At 70.6% G+C, this 18,469-nt stretch carries 21 protein-coding genes; 19 read left to right on the top strand and 2 right to left on the bottom strand.

Going from position 1 to position 18,469, the window contains the following annotated elements:
• Positions 1-2 precede the first annotated feature (2 nt).
• The 6 genes from SZN_RS20090 (at position 3) to SZN_RS20065 (ending at position 3,175) form a co-directional block, all read left to right on the top strand.
• Positions 3-830, top strand: a complete 828-nt coding sequence (locus SZN_RS20090; RefSeq protein WP_007497938.1) for an N-6 DNA methylase — start codon at positions 3-5, stop codon at positions 828-830.
• A 115-nt stretch (positions 831-945) separates the two neighbouring features.
• Positions 946-1,131 (top strand): hypothetical protein, encoded by a 186-nt coding sequence (locus SZN_RS20085; protein ID WP_007497936.1) that lies wholly within the window; start codon positions 946-948, stop codon positions 1,129-1,131.
• 140 nt (positions 1,132-1,271) lie between these two features.
• A complete protein-coding gene (locus SZN_RS20080; RefSeq protein WP_007497934.1) occupies positions 1,272-1,541 on the top strand; it encodes a hypothetical protein in 270 nt (89 codons plus the stop codon).
• A 67-nt stretch (positions 1,542-1,608) separates the two neighbouring features.
• Entirely contained in the window at positions 1,609-2,088 is a 480-nt protein-coding gene (locus SZN_RS20075) for a hypothetical protein (protein ID WP_007497932.1), read from the top strand.
• Positions 2,076-2,723: a hypothetical protein gene (locus SZN_RS20070; RefSeq protein WP_244313395.1), complete on the top strand. Its 648-nt coding sequence runs from the start codon at positions 2,076-2,078 to the stop codon at positions 2,721-2,723. The genes SZN_RS20075 and SZN_RS20070 overlap by 13 nt, the downstream gene beginning before the upstream one ends.
• A gap of 41 nt (positions 2,724-2,764) precedes the next feature.
• Positions 2,765-3,175: a hypothetical protein gene (locus SZN_RS20065; protein WP_007497928.1), complete on the top strand. Its 411-nt coding sequence runs from the start codon at positions 2,765-2,767 to the stop codon at positions 3,173-3,175.
• A 245-nt stretch (positions 3,176-3,420) separates the two neighbouring features.
• Here SZN_RS20065 and SZN_RS20060 read toward each other — a convergent pair whose 3' ends face one another.
• Complete coding sequence (locus SZN_RS20060; protein WP_007497925.1) at positions 3,421-5,532, bottom strand: hypothetical protein; 2,112 nt, start codon at positions 5,530-5,532, stop codon at positions 3,421-3,423.
• A 221-nt stretch (positions 5,533-5,753) separates the two neighbouring features.
• Between SZN_RS20060 and SZN_RS43225 the strand changes: the two genes are divergently transcribed.
• The 4 genes from SZN_RS43225 to ligA all read left to right on the top strand — a co-directional run bounded on the left by SZN_RS43225 (position 5,754) and on the right by ligA (position 10,948).
• Positions 5,754-5,876, top strand: coding sequence for a hypothetical protein (locus SZN_RS43225; RefSeq protein ID WP_279627030.1), 123 nt, complete (start codon positions 5,754-5,756; stop codon positions 5,874-5,876).
• 187 nt (positions 5,877-6,063) lie between these two features.
• Positions 6,064-8,211 carry a hypothetical protein gene (locus SZN_RS20055; protein WP_007497922.1) on the top strand — a complete coding sequence of 716 codons (2,148 nt, stop codon included), beginning with the start codon at positions 6,064-6,066 and terminating at the stop codon, positions 8,209-8,211.
• 171 nt (positions 8,212-8,382) lie between these two features.
• Entirely contained in the window at positions 8,383-8,778 is a 396-nt protein-coding gene (locus tag SZN_RS20050; protein ID WP_007497919.1) for a beta barrel domain-containing protein, read from the top strand.
• Positions 8,779-8,896: 118 nt separating this feature from the next.
• Complete coding sequence (ligA, locus tag SZN_RS20045; protein WP_007497918.1) at positions 8,897-10,948, top strand: NAD-dependent DNA ligase LigA; 2,052 nt, start codon at positions 8,897-8,899, stop codon at positions 10,946-10,948.
• A gap of 177 nt (positions 10,949-11,125) precedes the next feature.
• On the opposite strand, the gene SZN_RS40950 is transcribed toward ligA, so the two are convergent.
• Positions 11,126-13,219: a hypothetical protein gene (locus SZN_RS40950; RefSeq protein WP_139063562.1), complete on the bottom strand. Its 2,094-nt coding sequence runs from the start codon at positions 13,217-13,219 to the stop codon at positions 11,126-11,128.
• 312 nt (positions 13,220-13,531) lie between these two features.
• On the opposite strand from SZN_RS40950, the gene SZN_RS40945 reads away from it, so the two are divergent.
• The 9 genes from SZN_RS40945 to SZN_RS19995 all read left to right on the top strand — a co-directional run.
• Positions 13,532-13,888, top strand: a complete 357-nt coding sequence (locus tag SZN_RS40945; protein ID WP_139063561.1) for a hypothetical protein — start codon at positions 13,532-13,534, stop codon at positions 13,886-13,888.
• Between the two features lie 29 nt (positions 13,889-13,917).
• Entirely contained in the window at positions 13,918-14,451 is a 534-nt protein-coding gene (locus tag SZN_RS20030) for a hypothetical protein (RefSeq protein WP_007497912.1), read from the top strand.
• 149 nt (positions 14,452-14,600) lie between these two features.
• Positions 14,601-14,981, top strand: coding sequence for a hypothetical protein (locus SZN_RS20025; RefSeq protein ID WP_007497910.1), 381 nt, complete (start codon positions 14,601-14,603; stop codon positions 14,979-14,981).
• 82 nt (positions 14,982-15,063) lie between these two features.
• Positions 15,064-15,639, top strand: coding sequence for a hypothetical protein (locus SZN_RS20020; RefSeq protein ID WP_007497908.1), 576 nt, complete (start codon positions 15,064-15,066; stop codon positions 15,637-15,639).
• Positions 15,640-15,676: 37 nt separating this feature from the next.
• Positions 15,677-16,006, top strand: coding sequence for a hypothetical protein (locus SZN_RS20015; protein WP_007497905.1), 330 nt, complete (start codon positions 15,677-15,679; stop codon positions 16,004-16,006).
• A 70-nt stretch (positions 16,007-16,076) separates the two neighbouring features.
• Positions 16,077-17,288, top strand: coding sequence for a hypothetical protein (locus SZN_RS20010; RefSeq protein ID WP_007497903.1), 1,212 nt, complete (start codon positions 16,077-16,079; stop codon positions 17,286-17,288).
• A 30-nt stretch (positions 17,289-17,318) separates the two neighbouring features.
• Complete coding sequence (locus tag SZN_RS20005) at positions 17,319-17,714, top strand: hypothetical protein (RefSeq protein ID WP_007497901.1); 396 nt, start codon at positions 17,319-17,321, stop codon at positions 17,712-17,714.
• A gap of 117 nt (positions 17,715-17,831) precedes the next feature.
• Positions 17,832-18,104 (top strand): hypothetical protein, encoded by a 273-nt coding sequence (locus tag SZN_RS20000; protein ID WP_007497899.1) that lies wholly within the window; start codon positions 17,832-17,834, stop codon positions 18,102-18,104.
• A 71-nt stretch (positions 18,105-18,175) separates the two neighbouring features.
• A partial coding sequence (locus SZN_RS19995; RefSeq protein WP_007497896.1) for a hypothetical protein occupies positions 18,176-18,469 on the top strand: 294 nt, incomplete at its 3' end.

The following is an 18,469-nucleotide window of genomic DNA, read 5'->3' as shown; positions in this document are numbered from 1 at the left end:
CAGTGGCAGAGACCTGGCAGCGCGCCTACGGCCGCGGGCGGATGGACATCCCCTGCGGCGTAGTCGCCACGCTCGCCCTGTGGCCCCACAAGTCGCCCGGCGCCGCCCATGCCGCCGGCCTCGCCCGCTTCCTCGCCTCCCAGCCGGCCCGCCGGTGGCCCCCTACGGTCGGACAGGTCGCCGCCGTGCACTACTTGCGCCGTCCCGACCTGATCGGCGCGGCCGGGCCCCTTCTGCGGTGGGCCGAAGAGGAGCACGACGACGACACGCTCTACGCGGTCAAGGCGGTCGCCGAGACGGCGCTGAAGCACGGCGTGCTGCATCACACCGGCTCGGCCGATCCCTCCGCCCGCTCTGAGGTCGACCTGATGTCCTGGACGATCGTCTGCCTCCGCCACCGCGAGGACCGGTCATGGCTGGCCGAGCACCACACGCCGGACGACGCCACCGACGTCCTGGTCTCGCTGGCGATCGGCGACCAGCCTCCGGCGTCCAGCTCCCTGTACGAGCCCGCCGGCGGAACCGGCGGCATCTTCCGGGCCGTCGCCCAGCGTCTGCGCGACCACGGCGTCGACCCCCACGCCTGGACCTGGAGTCTTCAGGACCTGGACCCTCTCGCGGTGGCCGGAGCAGCGGTCAATTTCCTGGTGTGGGACCTGGGTCCGAACACGACCGTCGCCTGCGGAAACACCCTCAGCGAGGGCGACCTCACCGGACGAGCCCTCGCGGCACAGGCGCGGGCGGAGGCTCACCGCGACGCGCTCCTGGCCGGCGCGAATGAGGCTGCCGGGCACCTGCGCGCTCTGCGGGCACTGGAAGTCCTGGCGTAGGGCCTGCCACGAACCACCCCCAAAGCGTCTCTTAAGACTTGCGCAAGGACTCTCCTCGATGTAGAGTCTTAAGAGTCGACGGGGAACAGCCCCGCCTCACCGAAAGGTGCACTTGGTGCGACGTTCGACTGAGTTCCTGCTCCTGGCCGTGTCCGGTGCCGCTGGCGGTTTCGCCTTCACGGCGGTCGTCGGGTCCCTGACGCCCGCCGCCGCGCTCCAGACCGCGATCACCAGCGTCATCGCGGCGACCGCGATCGTGTACGTCCGGTCGCGGCGCGCGCGGAACTCGCAGGACGCGTAGGCAGTCGGCGCCGCCCCCGGCCGCTCCGGGGGCGGCGCCGGTCCCTCGCCCACCACATCAGGACCTCGAGTTCGGCTCTCCCGAAGTCCTGATGAGCCCAGACGGACACCCCTCGACCCCCTTCCCTCCAGGAGGGTCTCGTGTTCTCTCCGACCGACGGCGACCGCATCGTGGTCACCCGCATCGGCCGCGACGGCCGCACCACCTCGTACATCGGCACCGCCACCGAGGTCGTGCCGTACGGGCCGAGCCTCATCGGCAGCGTCTGGACCGGGGGCTGGCGCCTCACCGGCCGCAACCTGGCCACCGGCGAGGACGAGGACTCCTACTTCGCCTGCACCGAGGCCCTGGAGCGCTACGACCCGGCCATCCGCCAGACCGTACGGCTGGCCACCGCCGACGACGAGTAGCCGACACCGGCCACGACACGAGAGAGGACTGCCTTCCATTCGCACCATCCCCCGCAACCACACCAAGGTGCTCGCACAGCTGCGCGCCACGCTCACCCGGGTCACCCGCCACAACGGCTTCCGCGACCTGGACGGCACCCCCGCCACGGCCGACGAGGCCTGGGAGCACTGGGACAACGCGGACACCCACGGCAAGCCTGCGATCGTGCGCGAACTCGACCCGCACGCGGGCGTGTACGAGCTGCGCGTCAACGGCCAGCTGCGCTACGAGTTGCGCCGCCCCGCAGCCGGTCTCCGGATCGACGTGGTCGTCGACCGCGACCCGGACGGCCAGACCGGCGTCACCGTGTACGCCAACGGCGCCAGGGCTACCGGCCCGGACGTGCGTACCCATGTCCTCGACCCGGGCGCGGGCGGGCCCGACCACGCCTGGATGACCGGTCATCTCCAGCACGACGGCTCCGTTCCCGATGAGGTCCAGGCCGAGATCGCCGCGCTCGCCGAGGACTACCACCGCCACCGCTTCTGCGCGCAGTGCGACGGGTAGCCCGGCACCCCTCACCAGCACGTACGACAGCACCACTTCGCATCCCCGGACCCAAGGAGCTCCCCCTGTCCCCCGTCGCCCTCCACTACGGCAGCCCCACCGTCACCGTCTGCACGAGCGCCTTCGCCGTCGAAGGCCAGACGGGCGGACTGGCCTCCGTGCCCACCGGTCACCTCGTCCGCCTCGCCGAGGACGCCCTGGGGCTCGCCGCCGGTCACTACCAGGCCGGTCACTACCAGGGACATCCCGCGAACGGCCAGCGCACCCTCTTCGTCCTCTCCGGCGACGAAGCCACGGACTCCATGAACGAGGGAGCCACCGTCAGCGAGGCCGCGGTCGCCCCCGACTGGCGCCACCCCTTCGCGATCGCCGTCCCGGGCATGCGCCTGAGCGAGCTCCGGGCCTTCCTGGCCGAGAATCCGGACCTGCCGGACGACGCCCTCGTCCTCATCGGCCCGGCCACCCACCCCCTCGACGTGGAGGACGCCCCCGCAGAACGCGGCCTTGACGTCGGCGCATACGTGCCCGCGATGAACGCTGGTGGGAACTACGGCACGTTCTGGCACCCGGAGCACTCCGAGATGCCCCGCCCCGAGCTCAGCATTCCGGCCGTCCTGCTCTCCCAGTCCGTCTGACCGATCGGCGCCTACGCGCCCCGCACCCACGGAGGCCTCCCGTGGCAGCCCTGCCGCGCCTGCTCGACGACCAGGACGGATGCGTCTACCTCGACCTCGGCGGCGCCTACTTCGCCGTGGACACCGAGACCCGCCGGATCTGCTGGTCCGACCCGCTGGGGCCGAGCCTGCTGTCCCACCCGGCCGTCAGGGCCGAGGTGGGCGGCCCGGCCACCTACGGCCACACCGACCTCTACTACGACGGCGACTGGGCACCGAGGGCGTACACCCTGCGGGCCGTCGAGGACCTGAACGAAGGCGACCTCGTCACCTGGGAGGGCTGCGTGCGCACGGTCAAAAACACCGCCCCCGGCCGCCACGGCAAGGTCGACGTCTTCGTCGACCACCCCTCCTTCACCGGCCCCTACCCGCACGATCCGCAGGACCTCCTCCCGCTCCACCCTTCGTCCTGACGCGCCCGCCGGCGCCCCGGGCGCCGGCCCTCTCCCACCTTTCCAGAAGCGGGCGCAGGCGCTCCAGGGCTCTGATTCAACTCCGGACCGGCCGGGTGAGACGGCCGGCCAGGGACCGCAGGGTCCCCCGCGTACTCCGAGAGCCGTCACCCTGTGGCCCGCACGCCCCGTTTCTCACGCGGCCCCAGGCACACGCCCGTTGCCTCCCCTGGCTCCTGACGCCCTACGAGCCGGACGCATTGGTGCTAGGTGTGGCGGAGCTCCTGGGCGTCGAGGACAAGGAGCTCCAGTCCGGCGCCCGCGCAGAGCTCGGCGGCCTGCTCGCGGGTCGCCGCGGGGACGGTGTCGACCGCAGCGAGGAGGTGGATGTCGCTTCCCAGGCGAGTGCTCAGCTCAATGTCGTGGGTGAGTTGGTCGGTCGTGAACTGAGACGCCGACGTCTTCACCTCGCCGGACAGCACGCGCCCGCTGTAGAGGCCGAAGACATCGGCCTCGCCGCGCGACTGGTCGGTGAACCACAGGTCCAAGCCGGGGAGGAAGTAGGAGTTCGGCTCCTCCTTCGTCAGCGCGGCGATCACGAGCAGGTGAGGAAGAAGACCCTGGTCGCTGGCGCGGTCGACGAAGCTGTCGAGCCGGTAGAAGACGGAAAGGCCGTCGGCGGTGGTCTCGTACCGGGCTGGCGAGGAGCAGCCCGGGCACACCGGTCGGCGCTGCGTCTGTTCGAAGGGGTGGAAGGTGCGGACCCCGCACTGGGCGCAGTTGGTCTCCACCCCGCGTTCGGCCCAGCCGAGTTCGCACAGGCGTTCAGCCGCTTCGGAGGCCCGCTGCGGCGGCAGTCCCAGCTTCGTGGTGGGGCGGTAGCGGCGCTCGGCGCGGCCGCCCCACGTTGAGGCCAGCTCGACCAGCTGCGCGGCGTCGGCCGTCCCTTCGGCCTGGATCTTCCGCAGTTCCCTGAGGAGTTCCTTGGACCGGGGCGTCGTGAGGGCGATCACGGCTTCGTACACACCTGGTTCGAGGAGAGCGGCGATGTCGGCCTGAGCCTGCAACGCGACCCCGAGCTTGCCCTTGTCCGACAGGGCGTGACGGGCGCTCACCTCCTCGAGCACGGCCTCGGTCGCCTGGGCGAGGGTGGGCACGGTGAGCCCGAAGGTGTAGTCGTTCTGCGCGCGAGTGTGCAGTTGGATGCTGTCACCTCGCCATTGCGCGTTCGGATCGACGAGCGAGGCGACGCAGTCGCGTCGGGGCAGGCCGTCGAGCGGGCTGCCCCACAGCCGGACCAGCGCCCAGCTGCCCAGGGTGTGGAAGTGGACGGGTGAGGTGAACCGGAGTGTGCTTGTGTCCCCGGTGAACACGTGCACGTCGAACGAGGTCGGCAAGCCGTACTCGCGGTCCCGCAGGAGCCACGGGCGCGGTTCGAGGCCAGTCCGGTAGGTGAAGGGTGGCTGCCGCAGTGCCGGGGTGGGGAACTGTTCGCTGATCTTCACCTCCGCGTCTGTGCGCTGGAGTTCCAGGATCTCGGCGATCTCGTGCAGCTGCTCCTGGGGGACGTTTTTGCTGAGCAGCATCACGTCGGGAGCGAACTCCGCGGGTCGGGCGAGCATGCCGGCGAGCTGTTGGGCGAGGCCGAGCCAGTGCTGAACCTCTCCGGTGGGCAGGAGCAGCATGGGCATCCCGGGGTGGCTGACCGGCCGTAGCGCGCGGGCGTTCCAGAAGGCGACACAGTCCTCGATGTCGTCGGGATCGGTGATCCATACCGCCGCGGGAAGTGTCCCGATGGCGCTGCTGCGGTGCTCGCCAAACTGCGCGATCGTGCTCTGCAGATGGGTGGCTCCATACATCTGGTTCCGGCCGTACTCGTCAGGCTGGCCCGGGCGGACGGCGAGTGTGGTGGGCCGCAGCTCTGCGGCCTGGTCCTCGTTGAGAAGGCCGGCGGCGGCGACTTGCCACAGCGGGGCGCCGCTCACGGCGACGACCGGCAGGGTGGACGGCTGCACGGGAGGGTTGACGTGCAGCGGGTGGCAGGTGAACCTCGCGGCGCCGGCCTGGTCGATCTTGGCGATCGGGACGCAGGGCAGGCCGAGGGCGTCAGCCGCGCGCTGGGCGAGGGCGTCGTCGACGTCCACGTTCACCGCGGCTTCGACCTTCGCCGCGGCTACGGTCTCGCGCAGTTCGTCGGGGATCTCACCGTTGTCCGGCACGGCGAGGATGGGTTCGGTCATCCCGCCCCACCGGGTGCTCGCTTCCTGTACGGCCCGGCGGAAGCCGGTGTGGCTGCCCGTACGGATGAGATAGGCGGCACGCGCCGGCAGTACGGCGGCCGTCATCATCGACTGGCCGAGATAGTCCCTGCGATCCATGCGGACGATCCTCGCAGTACCGGGCAGACGCCGCCGCCTCTTCGTCCCGCTGGAACCCCGTGCTCAGCGGTGGTCTGCACGGCGCTCGTTCCGGCGCTCAAGCCGTACGCATCCGACCACACCACTTACTCGTCTCTTAAAACTTGCATCACCCCACACGGTTACGTATAGTCTTAAGAGTCAAGCGGGGTTGTCGCGTGTACCGACAGAGGGGAATCTCCTTGCTCGTCGAAATTCTCCAGGGTGTGGCCTTCGGTCTTGCGTTCAGCCTGGCCGTCTCGATCCCGGCGGTCGCCTGGGCGTACTTCTACAAGTGCCCCCACCGCCGGAAGAAGGCGCAGTAGGTCGACCGTGCCGTCTCGCCCCCGGACCGATCGGGGGCGAGGCGGTCAGAGCCGAGAACCACCCGCTTCGCATGCCCAGTTCCCCGCCTACGGCGGTTGCTCCACGGCGTGCTGATCGTCCGGGTCTTCCCAGCGGCCCACCGCCCCGTACCCCTCCTGCACATTCGATCTCTGGAGCATCGACAGCGTGACCCCCGATCACCCGCACACCACCCAACTGGCGCTCTTCGGCACGGCCCGTCCGCGGCCGGGCCGCGCCGGCGACGAGGAGACGGCTCCGGTCGCCGAGGCCGGGCACGGCTTCCCTGATGGGGCGCTGGAGCCCGGCGAGACCCTTTCGCCTACCGGGTTCGTGGGGGGCGCGGGATGGCGCCTGGTGACGGTCGAGGGCTACGTGTACCGGGTGCGGCGCTGTGGCTGGTCGGGTAGCGATGACCTGTGGGAGGCCGGGCACGGGGAGGACACCTACTGGTGGAACGGTGACCTCGAGGACCGCGCGCTTTCCGCCCTGCTCGGCCGTATCCGGTGCGACGCACAGACCCGGGCGCGGTTCGCCGACGTGTGGGCCCGGTACGGCGACTGTACGGGCGAGGTCGACTGGTCGGCCGACGAGAAGCGCACCGAGGTGGAGGCGGGCGTCATGCTCGTCTCGCGGTTCGGGGTGGCCGGTCTGCTGGTCGAGGCGCGGTGGGGTTGGGACCACGCGCGCGGCGGCGACATGGACGGTTCGACGCCGGAGACGTGGGAGCGTCGGCAGGTGGACCACGCGCTCTACACGCGGTCGTGGTGTGCTTGGTCGTCCGGTCTCACGTCGCTCTCGAAGCGGCCGTTCGAGGTGCTCGCGGTCGTCACCGAGGCCGAGGACGAGAAGCCCACCTGTGCGACGTCCGCGCCGTTCGTCGGCAAGTGCAGCCGCAAGCGGTCCGGGGAGTTCTTCCGGGTGGCCGTGTCGGGCCCGAACGGGGAGCGCGGCGAGATCGTCACGTGCGGCCGATGCCTGGCCGGCTGGATGCTGGACGGCGAGCGTCGCCACGGGCGCACCGCGCTGGACGTCGTGGGCCGGCTGGCCGGGGGTGACCCGTCGCCGAAGCTGTGCAAGCTCAACTGGCAGCAGTGGTGCGACCGCGCGTCGGAGCTTGCCGGGCAGATGCTCGCGGATGCTCTGAGCGCCGGTCAGGTGGCGCCGTGGCCGGCCGCGGACATGGTGGAGCAGCTGCTCGCCGAGGCGTGCGAGATGGGCGACGAGCGGGCCAAGCGTGCCGCCCGCGCGACAGTGCGCGAAAAGCAGCCCGGGGCGGGCAAGAAGGTCCAGGACGCGGCGGCGGCCGCCGCAGTCGAGGAGCGCGCCGACCGTGCCGCGCTGGTCGCCGGGGCGTTCGCCCTGGACGCTGCGAGCTACGCCGAGATATGCGCGCACACCGACGCTGCGACGGCCGTAGAGGCGGCCAAGGCTGGGGAGTGGAGCAAGGCCGAAGAGGCGGCCGGGCAGGCGTCCGAGCACGCCGTAGAGGCCCTGGACGCGGCCGAGGCCGCCGACCAAGCGGGCGTGTTCGTGGCCGAGGCCCGCGAGTGGGCCGACAAGGCGAACGAGCACGCCCGGGCCGCGTGTGAGGCGATCGTGACCGCGCGGGAGGCCGCCGACGCCGGGCCCGTCACTACCCTCCAGGTCCCGGCCGGCTCGGAGGCGGCGGATAGCGACGAGGCAGAGGCTGCGCCCAAGTACCCGCGCACGGTGGATGGTTGGGAGGTCCGTGCCGGGGACTACGACGTGAACGAGCAGCCGCAGGAGTACGGCGGGAAGCTGCGCCCGGAAGTCGTGCCGGGGGCGTGGGTGATTCAGGACTTCCACGAGCAGCAGACCGCGCACCGTGTCGTCGACCTGTTCAAGAACGGGAATTGGATGGTGCGCGCCGTCGCCCACGAGGGCACCGAGCGTGAGTCGTGGCTGTGCGAGTCCATCGACCGCGTGAAGGTGGTCACGGATGCCGAGCTGGCCGACGCCAAGCGGTCCGCGTTCCGGCTGCAGTGGGGCCAGTGGCGGGGGCGCACGTACAAGGGGATCGCGACGCAGCACCGCGGCAAGTACGCGGCGTGCTGCATGTGCGAGGACTGCATGGGGCTGGAGATCTACCGGGGCGGCCGGCGTATCGGCTGGTGCACGACGCTGGACGCGGCGCTTGCACTGTGGGTGTGGCACATCACGGGCGAAGAGGGCCCGGCGCCAGCGGCCGACGCGCCGCGCCCGGAGTTCATCCCGGGCAGCGTGGTCCCGCTTGACCGTGTGCCGGTCGCGTCGCGGGAGGGTCTGCAGGCGGCCGAGCGCGTTGTCTCTTAAGACTTGCCCCCAACCTCCGCATTGCGTATAGTCTTAAGAGTCACACGGAATGGTCCTGCATAACCAGAGCCGAGGACCACCGGCTCCGCATCCCCCGTTCCCGGCGTACGCCGAAACCAATTCGCCTGCGTCCCGCGCGAACCCGCGCCCCGTCTTGCCCTGGGAGTTCCGATGGCCGAGCCCGATTCCACCCCGATCTGCGTGGGCGACCGCCTGCTGGTCGTCGAGCCACGCTGGCGCGCTGGTTCTGGCGAGCCGATCGAGGTGGAGGTGACCAAGGCCCCGCCGGTCTGGCTGGAGATGACCGAGGTCAGGGCGCGCGAGGGCTTCCGGCCGCGTACGTGGAAGCTGCGCCGGGACACGCAGGACGACGGCGGTGAAGGCCACAGCCGCACTCACTTCCTCACCCCCGAGCAGTACGCCCAGCGGCAGCGGAGGGCCGCGGTGAACGCCTACCTCGCCGAGGTCGGCATCCGCACCGAGCGCGACAAGCCCTGGAACGACGAGGAGCGCCGGATCGTCCTGGCCAACCTGCTGCGCCAGCACGAAGGCCTTCCCGCCCTGTAGCCGGTAACCCAAGGGCGCTGCTCCAGCGGGGCACCCCTCTCTCCCGACCGAACCCCCTTGGTCAGCGCAGATCGGCGCTGACCACCCAATGTCAGACCCCTGCGAAAGGATTCGCTGTATGACGACCCTTCCCGCCGAAACGGTGCTGTCCAGCCCTGCCCAGTACAAGGACGCCGTGCGCCAGGCCCGCGAGGCCGCCGCGGCCTACTACGGCGGCGGCGAGAGCTCGCTCGACGACGCGAGCTACGACCAGCTGCTGCGCGCGATCGAGGCCTGGGAGAAGGATCACCCCGAGACCGTGGCCGCCGACTCGCCGACCGGAAAGGTCGGCGCCGGGACCGCCCCGGTCGGCGACATCACCCACACCACCCGGCTGCTCAGCCTTGACAACGTGTTCAACCCGGAAGGCCTCGTCTCCTGGGGGGCTTCGGTGGAACGGCGCCTGGGCCGTCCGGTCACCGGCGGATGGGCGATCGACCTGAAGATGGACGGGGCCGCCGTCGCCGCCCGCTACCGCAAGGGCCGCCTGGAGCGGCTCATCACCCGCGGCAACGGCACCCACGGCGAGGACGTCAGCCACGTCATCGGCACCATCGTCGGCCTGCCGATCCAGCTCGATGCGCCCCTCACCTTCGAGGTCCGCGGCGAAGTGCTGTTCAGCCGCGAGCAGTTCGAGCACGCCAACATGGTGCGGGCCGAGCATGGCGCGAAGGTGTTCCCCAACCCGCGCAATGCCACCTCCGGCACCCTGCGCGCGAAGAACCGCCCCTACGAACTGCCCATGACCTTCTGGGCGTACGGCGCGGTCGAGCTGGACGGGGAGGCGTTCCTCCCGGAAAACGCCACGCACGCCGAGATCCTCCAGGCGGTAGCGGACGCGGGCGTCCAGACCACCGCGCACACCCCGGCCGGGCTCCACGTCTTCGCCACCCTGGCCGAGGTGCAGCAGCAGGTCGACGCCATCGCCGCGCTGCGCCCGTCGCTGCCGTTCGACATCGACGGCGCTGTCATCCGGGCCAACGACACCGCCGAGCAGGCCGCCGTCGGCGTCGGCAGCCGCTTCCCCCACTGGGCCATCGCCTACAAGTACCCCGCCGTCGAACGCATGACCACCCTCAAGGCCGTGATCTGGGAGGTCGGCCGGACCGGCGTCATCGCCCCCACCGCGGAACTGGAGCCCGTCGAAGTGGGCGGCACGATCGTCACCCGGGCCACCCTGCACAATCCCGCCGACATCCGTCGCCGCGACCTGCACCTGGGCGACACCGTGACCGTACGCCGAGCGGGTGACGTAATCCCGCAGGTGCAGGCCCCGGTCGTGGCACTGCGCCCGGGCAGCGCCGAGCCCGTGCCCCTGCCCGAGGTATGCCCCAACTGCGGCAGCGAGATCAACAAGGCACAGGAGCGGTGGCGCTGCGTGAAGGGCACCGCGTGCCGTCTGCCCGCCCTGATCGAGTACGCCGCGGGCCGTGACCAGCTCGACATCGACGGTCTGGGCAGCAAGTACGTCAACGCCCTCGTCGAATCCGGGGCCGTCACGGACCTCGGCGACCTTTTCAGCCTCACGGTCGAGCAGCTCACCGCCGCCTCCGGCAGCGCGAAGCGGGGTGCCAAGCTGGCCGAGCAGATCGAGGCGGCCAAGGCCCTGCCGCTGAACAGGATCTTCTGCGCGCTGGGCATCCTGGGCACCGGGCGCAGCATGTCCCGCCGCATCGCCGCGTACTTCCGCACGATGGACGCCATCCGCGCGGCCGACGCGGACGCGCTGCGCTGGGTGGAGGGTATCGGCCCGGAGAAGGCGCCCGTGATCGTCGAGCAGGTCGCCGACATGGCGCCGGTCATCGCCAAGCTCATCGCCGCAGGCGTCAACATGGAGGAGCCCGAGCCGGAGACGACCGGGCCGGGCGAGGGGCCGCTGGCGGGCAAGACGGTCGTGGTCACCGGCAAGATGACCGGAGTTCTCGACGGGTACGGGCGCAGCGACATGAACGCGCTGATCGAGAGGGCCGGTGGCCGGGCAGGGAGCAGCGTCAACTCCAAGACGGACTTCCTCGTCGCTGCCGAGGCGAACGGCAAGCCGAGTTCGAAGGCGGCCAAGGCGGCGGACCTGGGGGTGAACGTCCTCACGCCGGAGGCCTTCGCCGAGCTGGTCGCCGACTTCATCGGCTGATCCGGTTCGGGATCTCGGTTCGAGCCCGGGGAGATGCTGGGGCGCGCTTCGTGTGAAGCGCGCCCCACCTGCATATTCAGTCCCGGACCGGGCGTGCCGGCCTTCCTTCGTGGTGCCGTTAGGGCAGCGACGCCGGGTGCTCGGAGGCTTACTGCCCGGTCTCCTTGGAGGCGGTGGTCACCGGCGGTTGGCCGGCCTGGCGGCTGTCTCGCGCAGCGTGTTGGCGACGACGTGCGCAAGGCGGTTCGCCGCGCCGGCGGCTTCGCCCCCGCGTTTTGCGACCGTCTCGACATCGCGCAGCATTTCGGCGAGTGCGCGCAGCTCGGGGAGGATGACCAGGCCTCGGTAGCCGTCATCCATGAGTTCGTCACGCACGGAGGTGAGCCGGTCGGCGCCGAGCCTGTTCTCGGCACGCGCCAGGACAACGACGGTCGGCTGATCGGGAAGCCCGTGCAGTTGCTGGCGCAGGTGGCCGGCGATATCGCTCGGATCGTGCGGGAGGGCGACCGTCTCCAGCAGGTGCCCCCACGGGCGGATCAGGTCGTCGCCCGCCTCGCGTGCTGCCTCCCACACCGGGAACTGCGTCCGCCACATCTCCAGGCCCCATCGCGTGACCGCGTCGTCTTCGACAGCGCTGGCGAACTCCTGTGATGCGTCGTGGGCGACCTCGCGCTCGCCGGGCTGCAACCCCTTGAGGTTGCGGGCTTTGTTCCGCGCGGCCCATTGCTGCGCCGCCTGGTCCCAGACGTTCTCGTGGCGGCGCCTGCCCTCTACGGCCAGGAACGACAGGAATTCCTCCCGCCACTGATCGAGGTAGGGCGCTTCGTGCTCTGCCGGCAGCCACAGGCCCCCGTCGTCGCCCTCTGCTTCGTTCTCGTCCTCGCCTTCCTCGTCCTCGTCGACGCCGATCTGGTCTGCGAAGGCGTAGGAGGACCACCACTGCTCGACGTCCTCGGGGTTGGAGGCGTCGTAGACCATGGGCTCGCCGTCCGACTCCCGGTCGGTCACGTAGAAAAGGAACTCCTCGTCGAGGTAGTTGAGCATCTTCTCCAGCGGACTCAGCAGACGGCCGCCCGTGCGGAACCGATTGAACTGGTCGTTCAGCCACGCGAAGAACCGGATGGAGTCGGGCCGCCTGTCGACGAGGCGCTTTCCAGCCCACATCTCTTCTTTGTGAAGCACGACCCCTACGGTCATGTCCGCGAAGGCGCACCAGTCGCTGTGGTAGCCACCGTTGCCGATGTCGACGATCACGACGTCGAACATGGTGCGGGCTCGTTCGATCAGCTCGTGGGCGTCTGCATCCCCGGGCACGTCGGCGGCACGGATGGTGCCCGCTCCCTCGATCGCCACCAAGTCCCACCAGCCGTCGGGCCCTGGAGCCGCAGGGTGCGCCATGACGGAGCGGATCCTGTTCGGGTTGTCCGCCGCGGACAGCACTCCGACGTCGACACCGCTGCGTGCGAGCGCTCCGGCGAGTGCCACCACCGCTGTCGTACAGCCCACACCGCCCCTCCCCATGCCGGGGGCCACCGCTACAACCCCAGTGACTCGGCTGCCCGGCCCTACGGAACGCGGCCGGATCCGGTCCGGCTTGGGCCCTGCGAGCTCCTGCGGTGCCGGCGGACGGCGCGTCCAGTCGGGTGTCCGCTCGACGAACAGTCCGATCCTTCGCAGTGCGGTGCTCCACGGCGCGGCGTCCTCGATCTCTTGGCAGAACCGGTGCCAGGCCTCGCTCTCGCCCTCCGCCAGAGCCGTATTTGTCCAAAGCGGAGTCAGCCCGGCGGCGGTGACGAGCTCGGCTGCTTCATGAAGATCTTTTTGGGCGGCCCTCACGTTTCCCGTGAGACTCGACTGGACCTCGATCACTGCGCGTTCGCCGATTCGCCCCACCGTCAAACCGGAGCGTCGGCTGACCTGGGCCCGAAGGCCCGGCACACCTGTCACACCGGTGGCAGCGGCTGCTGGCAGGATCCGCGCAAGAACCTGGGCAACGAGGTCACCGGCCGGCCGCAGAAGGAGGACGTCGAAGTCGGGTGAGACGCCCTCGAGGCCGAAGGCGGTCCCAGGAGCCGCGAGGTACGGAAGTCCGCCCGGGGCTGGCCGGGCCAGGGTCTGAAGAACGCATGCCTCCAGCAACTGCTGCTGAGGCGATGCGGCATCGGGCACGAGCCCGTTGAACAGGCCCCGGCTGCGGAACCACTGGAATGCGGAGGAGTACGGCTCGCCGGTGTAGTCCATGCGAAGCCGTGCAGTCTTGTCGCGGGCCATGGCCAGTCTTCCTGCGGCACGACAGCCCGGACCAGCGCGCCGACAGACGTCTGCGGTCAACTCACTGACGAAGCATCCACTTCTTTCCGCCGCAGATGCGAACGCGGTCCGGGCCGCGCTCGCTGGCAGTGGCTGCAGTAACAGCCGCACCCGTGAGAATACACAGCCAGTTGGTTGGCGGCACGGTTGACGCATGCGCAGTCGGCAGCTCGCTGGCGGCCGTCAGCGCCGGACACTCGCTGCTATCGACTCTTAAGACTTGTATTCCGTCATCCCGGCGCGTAGAGTCTTAAGAGTCAAATCTGTTGGACTTTGCCGCCAGGAGCACCTATAGACACCCAGGCTCTCGCCCCGACCACGGCGGCGGGCACCCCCGAATCCCTGGAGTCCCTTCGAGCCCAGCGCGACGAGCTGGCCGGATTCATCCGCAAGCTCGCCGCCGAGAACCCCCGGACCATGACGCTCCGGGCCGACGACCACCGGGCCGCTCTGGAGCTGCTCGACAGCCTTCCCGTTCCGGAACGGTGCCTGAACGCGTCCCCCGGCGCACAGGACGGCGGCCACGCGTTCTTCCTGCCCGTCGAGAACGGCAAGCGCTGCATGAACTGCCGAACGCTCCGCCTCGACCCCGCGTCCGCGTCCGCGTCCGCGTCCGCGTCCGCCGCCTGAACCGCCCCTCCGACCCGAAGGACACGTCGATGAGCACTCCCCCGACCGACATCCCGGCCGATCTCGCCCACGCCCTGCGCGCCGGCATCGACGCAGCACACGCGGCAAGCGCGGCCGCCGCTCACGTCTCCGCCACTGTGCTGATCCGCGCCGCAGACGGCCGGGGCAGCGTCCACCAGGCGTGGCGTGGCGAGGGCCCGGACGCCTGGTGCCAGGTGGCATCGCACGGCTTCAGGGCCCATCTGCTGAAGAGCGGGCACGGCGACCGCGCGCAGATCGCGTTCGTTTCGCTGACTACCGATGCCTACGAGCGCGTACGCGCCCGGGTCCTGGAGCTGGAGGAGTGCCCGCACGACCTTGAGTGCGAGTGCGTGGACGAGCCGTGGCCGTCGGTGGACGACCTGCGCTCGCGCCCGGAGGCCCTGGAGATCGTCACCCGGGACGACGAGGACAGGGGTTTCGCCCGGCTGTCGTCCGGCCGGATCGACCTCACCCTGTGGGACGAATCCGTCCGGCTCCTGTTCGGGCTCATCCAGCTCATCCGCGCGGTCGACCGCCCGTAGTTCGCCGGGGCGGCGGTGCGCTGACCGCGCGCCACCCCACACCCCTGGTCGACTCTTAAAACTTGCGCCCAGCCCCACCGTGAATGTATAGTCTTAAGAGTCGAACGGCGGGTTCCGCCATCCTCTTTCAATTCCAAGGAGTCCACCACTTGCCCACGTCCACGGCGCAGGACAGCGCACCCACGCTGGCAGCGGCGATCACGTTCGTCTCCCTGCACGCTTCGCAGAACGATCTCGACCGGATCTACGCCGCCGCGAAGGATCGGGCCAAGGCCCTGCGCGAGACGCGCGCTGCCTCCATCACCACCGGCGCGCTCATTCGGATCGACAGGATCCGCCCGCAGTACCTGGTCGGCCTGACCGGGAAGGTCACCGCCACCCGCACCGCCCGCACCAAGACCTACGTCACCGTCGAACTGGACGAGGCGTCCACCGAGGAACTGCGGGCCACGCGCAAGCACCCCATCCCCGACGACGTGAAGCGGCACAAGTACGACGGCATCCCCGCCTCCTGCTGCTTCGAGCAGTAGAGGCCCCTCCCCCGGCTGTGCGCCCGGCCCGGCCGGGCGCAACAGGCCCCCTCCCCTCCCCCCGCCAAGGAGCACTCCAGCCATGGGCGCAGAGTCCTACGTCGAAGGCACCATCGCCTTCAGCGAGCCCGTCCCCGTCGAAGGCATCACGCGGGAACTGGCCGAACTGCGCCCGCTGGAGCGCCTCTTCACCCTCACCTACTCCGACGACGCCACCGCACTGCACGGGCTGTCGTCCGGCCAGGACAACGACTGGGGGAGCAGCCGGGAGTGGGACCTCGTGCTCGCCGTGCTGGAGACGATCGCCGGCCAGCACAAGCGCACCCTGCACACGGACGCGAAGTGGGAATCCGACCCCGGCCATTCGCAGGGCACCCTCGTCGTCGACACGGCGGGCCGCTTCCACCACGTCTTCGAGGGCGACGACCCCGCCGTCCACCACACGCGGCACTGCAACTGCCACGCGCACCAGGATCCGCAGGCCTGCGAGCAGTGCGGCTCCGCGGGATTCCTCGCTCGCGAGGACGACCTGCCCACCGCACCGGCCCTGTGCGTCGACTGCCACGAGAGCGCCGGCACCCGCCAGGCCGCCGACGGCCACCAGTGCCGCGACTACTGCGCACTCGACACCGACCACACGGGCCTGTGCCGCCCCTGACCCCCGAGCCTCCCCGACCCAAGGAGCCCACTCCTTCGTGACCTCCACCTTCGTCCCCTACCGCGACCCCAACGACCGCCGCCTGCGCATCCGGATGACCGTCGAGTTCCCCCTGCTCGCCGACGACATCGCCCAGGTCCTCGCCAGCGCCCACCGCGAGAAGGCACCCGACGAACTGCCGCTGCTGCGATACACCGACGCCGTCCACGTCATCCGGACCGAGCTGATCGAGCGCGGCGGCAAGGCGCCGTTCCGCTGGCGCACCGCAGTCGAACGCACGGCCGGCACCGCCCAGGCCGACGCACTGGAGAAGTGGGCCCGCGAGGAAGTCCGCCGCAACTTCCCGGCCCTGAGCCCTTCGAACTGACCCATCCGCTCGCCCCCCGGGCCGGCCCACGCGCCCGCGCCGGCCCGGCATCCACCCCCAGAGGAGACCAATGAACCGCCAGCTCCAGGCGTTCCCGGCCTTCCGCCTGCGCCCGCCCGCCGACGACTCCGCTCCGGCCGACGTCGTCGACGCCAACGACCTGGTCGTGGGCCAGGTCGACGCCGCCGCCGGCGGATACCGCGGACGCGCCGGAGCCGACTCAGGCCCCAAGCGGGCGGACGCGCTGCGGGCGGCCGAGGACGCCGCGGTGTTCCACATCGCCCTGCACGGCCCGGCCGACGCGGAGCACCAGCCGTACTCCAGCGCCTCCGAGGCCCGAGCCGCAGTAGCCCTGATCCCTCTCCAGCGCCAGGAGATCGTCGACGCGGCCGCCCGCGCCTACTTCTTCCACGCCCTGCGCCAGGAGCACGTGACTGCGATCCTCGACGGTCTGGAGGCCATCGTGCGAGAGCACTTCGCCATCGGTACCCGCGGCGGGTGCCGGCGCGTCGCCCGCCTCCTGGACCAGGTCCGCAAACCCGCCCAGGCCCTGCTCTCCCAGGCCGCCGGCGACGAGCGCGACTGGATGGCCTTCCCTCTCGCCCGCCTGCTGGCCTTCACCGAAATGGCCGCCGGCCGCCTCGGCGCTACTGCCACCGAGCCCGTCTCCGACCTCGACGGCCCCTTCCCCGCCCCCCACTCCGCCGACCAGGCCCTCGCCACCGCCTTCCGCACCTACCGCGACGTGCAGGCCCTCGCCAACGCTCTTCCCACCCTTCCGGAAGCCACCCTCCACGCTCTCGGCACGCTCGACGACGCGGCGGCCCAGCTGCCCAGCGGCCCCTGCGCGAAGAACCGGGCCGACTGCCGTACAGCCGCCTCCGCCCTGGGCGAGCTGGCCACCGCGGCCCGCAACCTCCACGCCGCAGCCTCCGACACCGCGGCCGAAGTCCACGCCCTGGCACAGGAACTGACCGCCATCGCCGCCGACACGAGCGCGCGACTGAACGCCACCGCCCTCCTCCTCGAGGACGCCGGCCGCCACGGCAGCGTCCGCACGATCCTCAGCACCCTCCGGGAAGCCGAGCTGGGCGGCGAGTCCGACGCCGGCACCCGCTCCGTGCGCGTCGGCGACACCGAGACCGGCCCCATCCGGCGCACCGAGGACGGCCGCTGGACCGGCCCCGGAATCACCGACCCCTACCGCTCCCCCGAGGGCGCCGCAGCAGCACTCATCGACCACTTCCGCGAACGGCAGGCCGCCGCCCGCCCTCACGCCTGACGACTCGCCCCACCAATCCACGGAGTCAACGTGTCCGACGCCGACCCGACCTGGGTGTACACCGTCCTCGCCTGCGAGCAGACCGACCCGCACGACACCTGCCCCGAATGGCGATGGACGAGCGAACACCCGGACGGCGCCGCCGAGGAGGCCCTCGAACGGGCCCGCGCCTTCGACCACTCCCGCGTCCTGCGCCACCCCGAGGGCTACGCGATGCACAAGTCCCTCGCCTACGAACACCGGACCGGAGGCGTGCCGTGCGCGGCCTGCACCTATGGCCGCGGCCCTTGCGCCGACACCCCGGCCGGCCCCCTGTTCCTGTGCCCCCGCTGCCTCGACGTCCTCGACCGCGAGCTGCGGCACGCCCTCATCGCACTCGGGCTCCCTGACCCCGGCAAGCAGATCACCCGCACCATGGCCAGGTGACGCACCACGCGGACCTGGAACAACACCCCACAAGCGACTCTTAAGACTTGCATCAGCGATCTCTCGCATGTATAGTTTTAAGAGTCAGAGGGGGAGCGGCCCCCGGTAGGGGAGAGCATGTCGAGCAAGGACGTAGACCAGCTGATCGAGAAGCTGCGGGACCAGGGCTTCGAGGTCGACGGCAAGGGCAAGGGCCGCCGGGACGAAGAGGTCCTGAAGAAGGTCCGCAAGGGCAAGAAGCACCACCTGGTCACAAAGAACGGGAAGTTCGTCACCTACCTCCCTAAGACCCCGTCCGACCACCGGTCGCTGCCAAACTGCATGCCCTACCTCAAGCGGGCAGGATTCAAGCCCGAGCCCAAGCGGGCTAAGAAGAAGACCAAGGACTGACCCCGCCGGGCCGCTGGGACTCCCCAGCAGCCCGGCTCAACCGCCGTTTCAGCAGATGAGGACAAAGCCCCGTGCAGCCGTTCAGCGTGTACGTCGAGTTCGACGCCGCAGACGTCTCCCCTGACACCTACGAAGCGCTCTTCGACGCGCTCCACGACCAGCACGGGGCCGTCGGCCCTGCCCCCAACGGCAACCTCTCCGTACGCCTGACCGTCGAGGCCGACAGCGTCACCCAGGCCCTCACGCGCGGAATCGAGTACGCCCAGACCGCCGCCGCGCAGCACAACATCACCCCCGAGACCGTCATCGGGGCCGAGGTCGTCACCGAGGCCGAGCGAGATCGACGGCTGAGCGACGACGAGTTC

The sequence above is a fragment of the Streptomyces zinciresistens K42 genome, assembly GCF_000225525.1.
In the GTDB taxonomy this organism is placed as follows: domain Bacteria; phylum Actinomycetota; class Actinomycetes; order Streptomycetales; family Streptomycetaceae; genus Streptomyces; species Streptomyces zinciresistens.
Note: the sequence above shows the minus strand (reverse complement) of the source record. Positions and strands in the feature narration are given on the sequence as shown.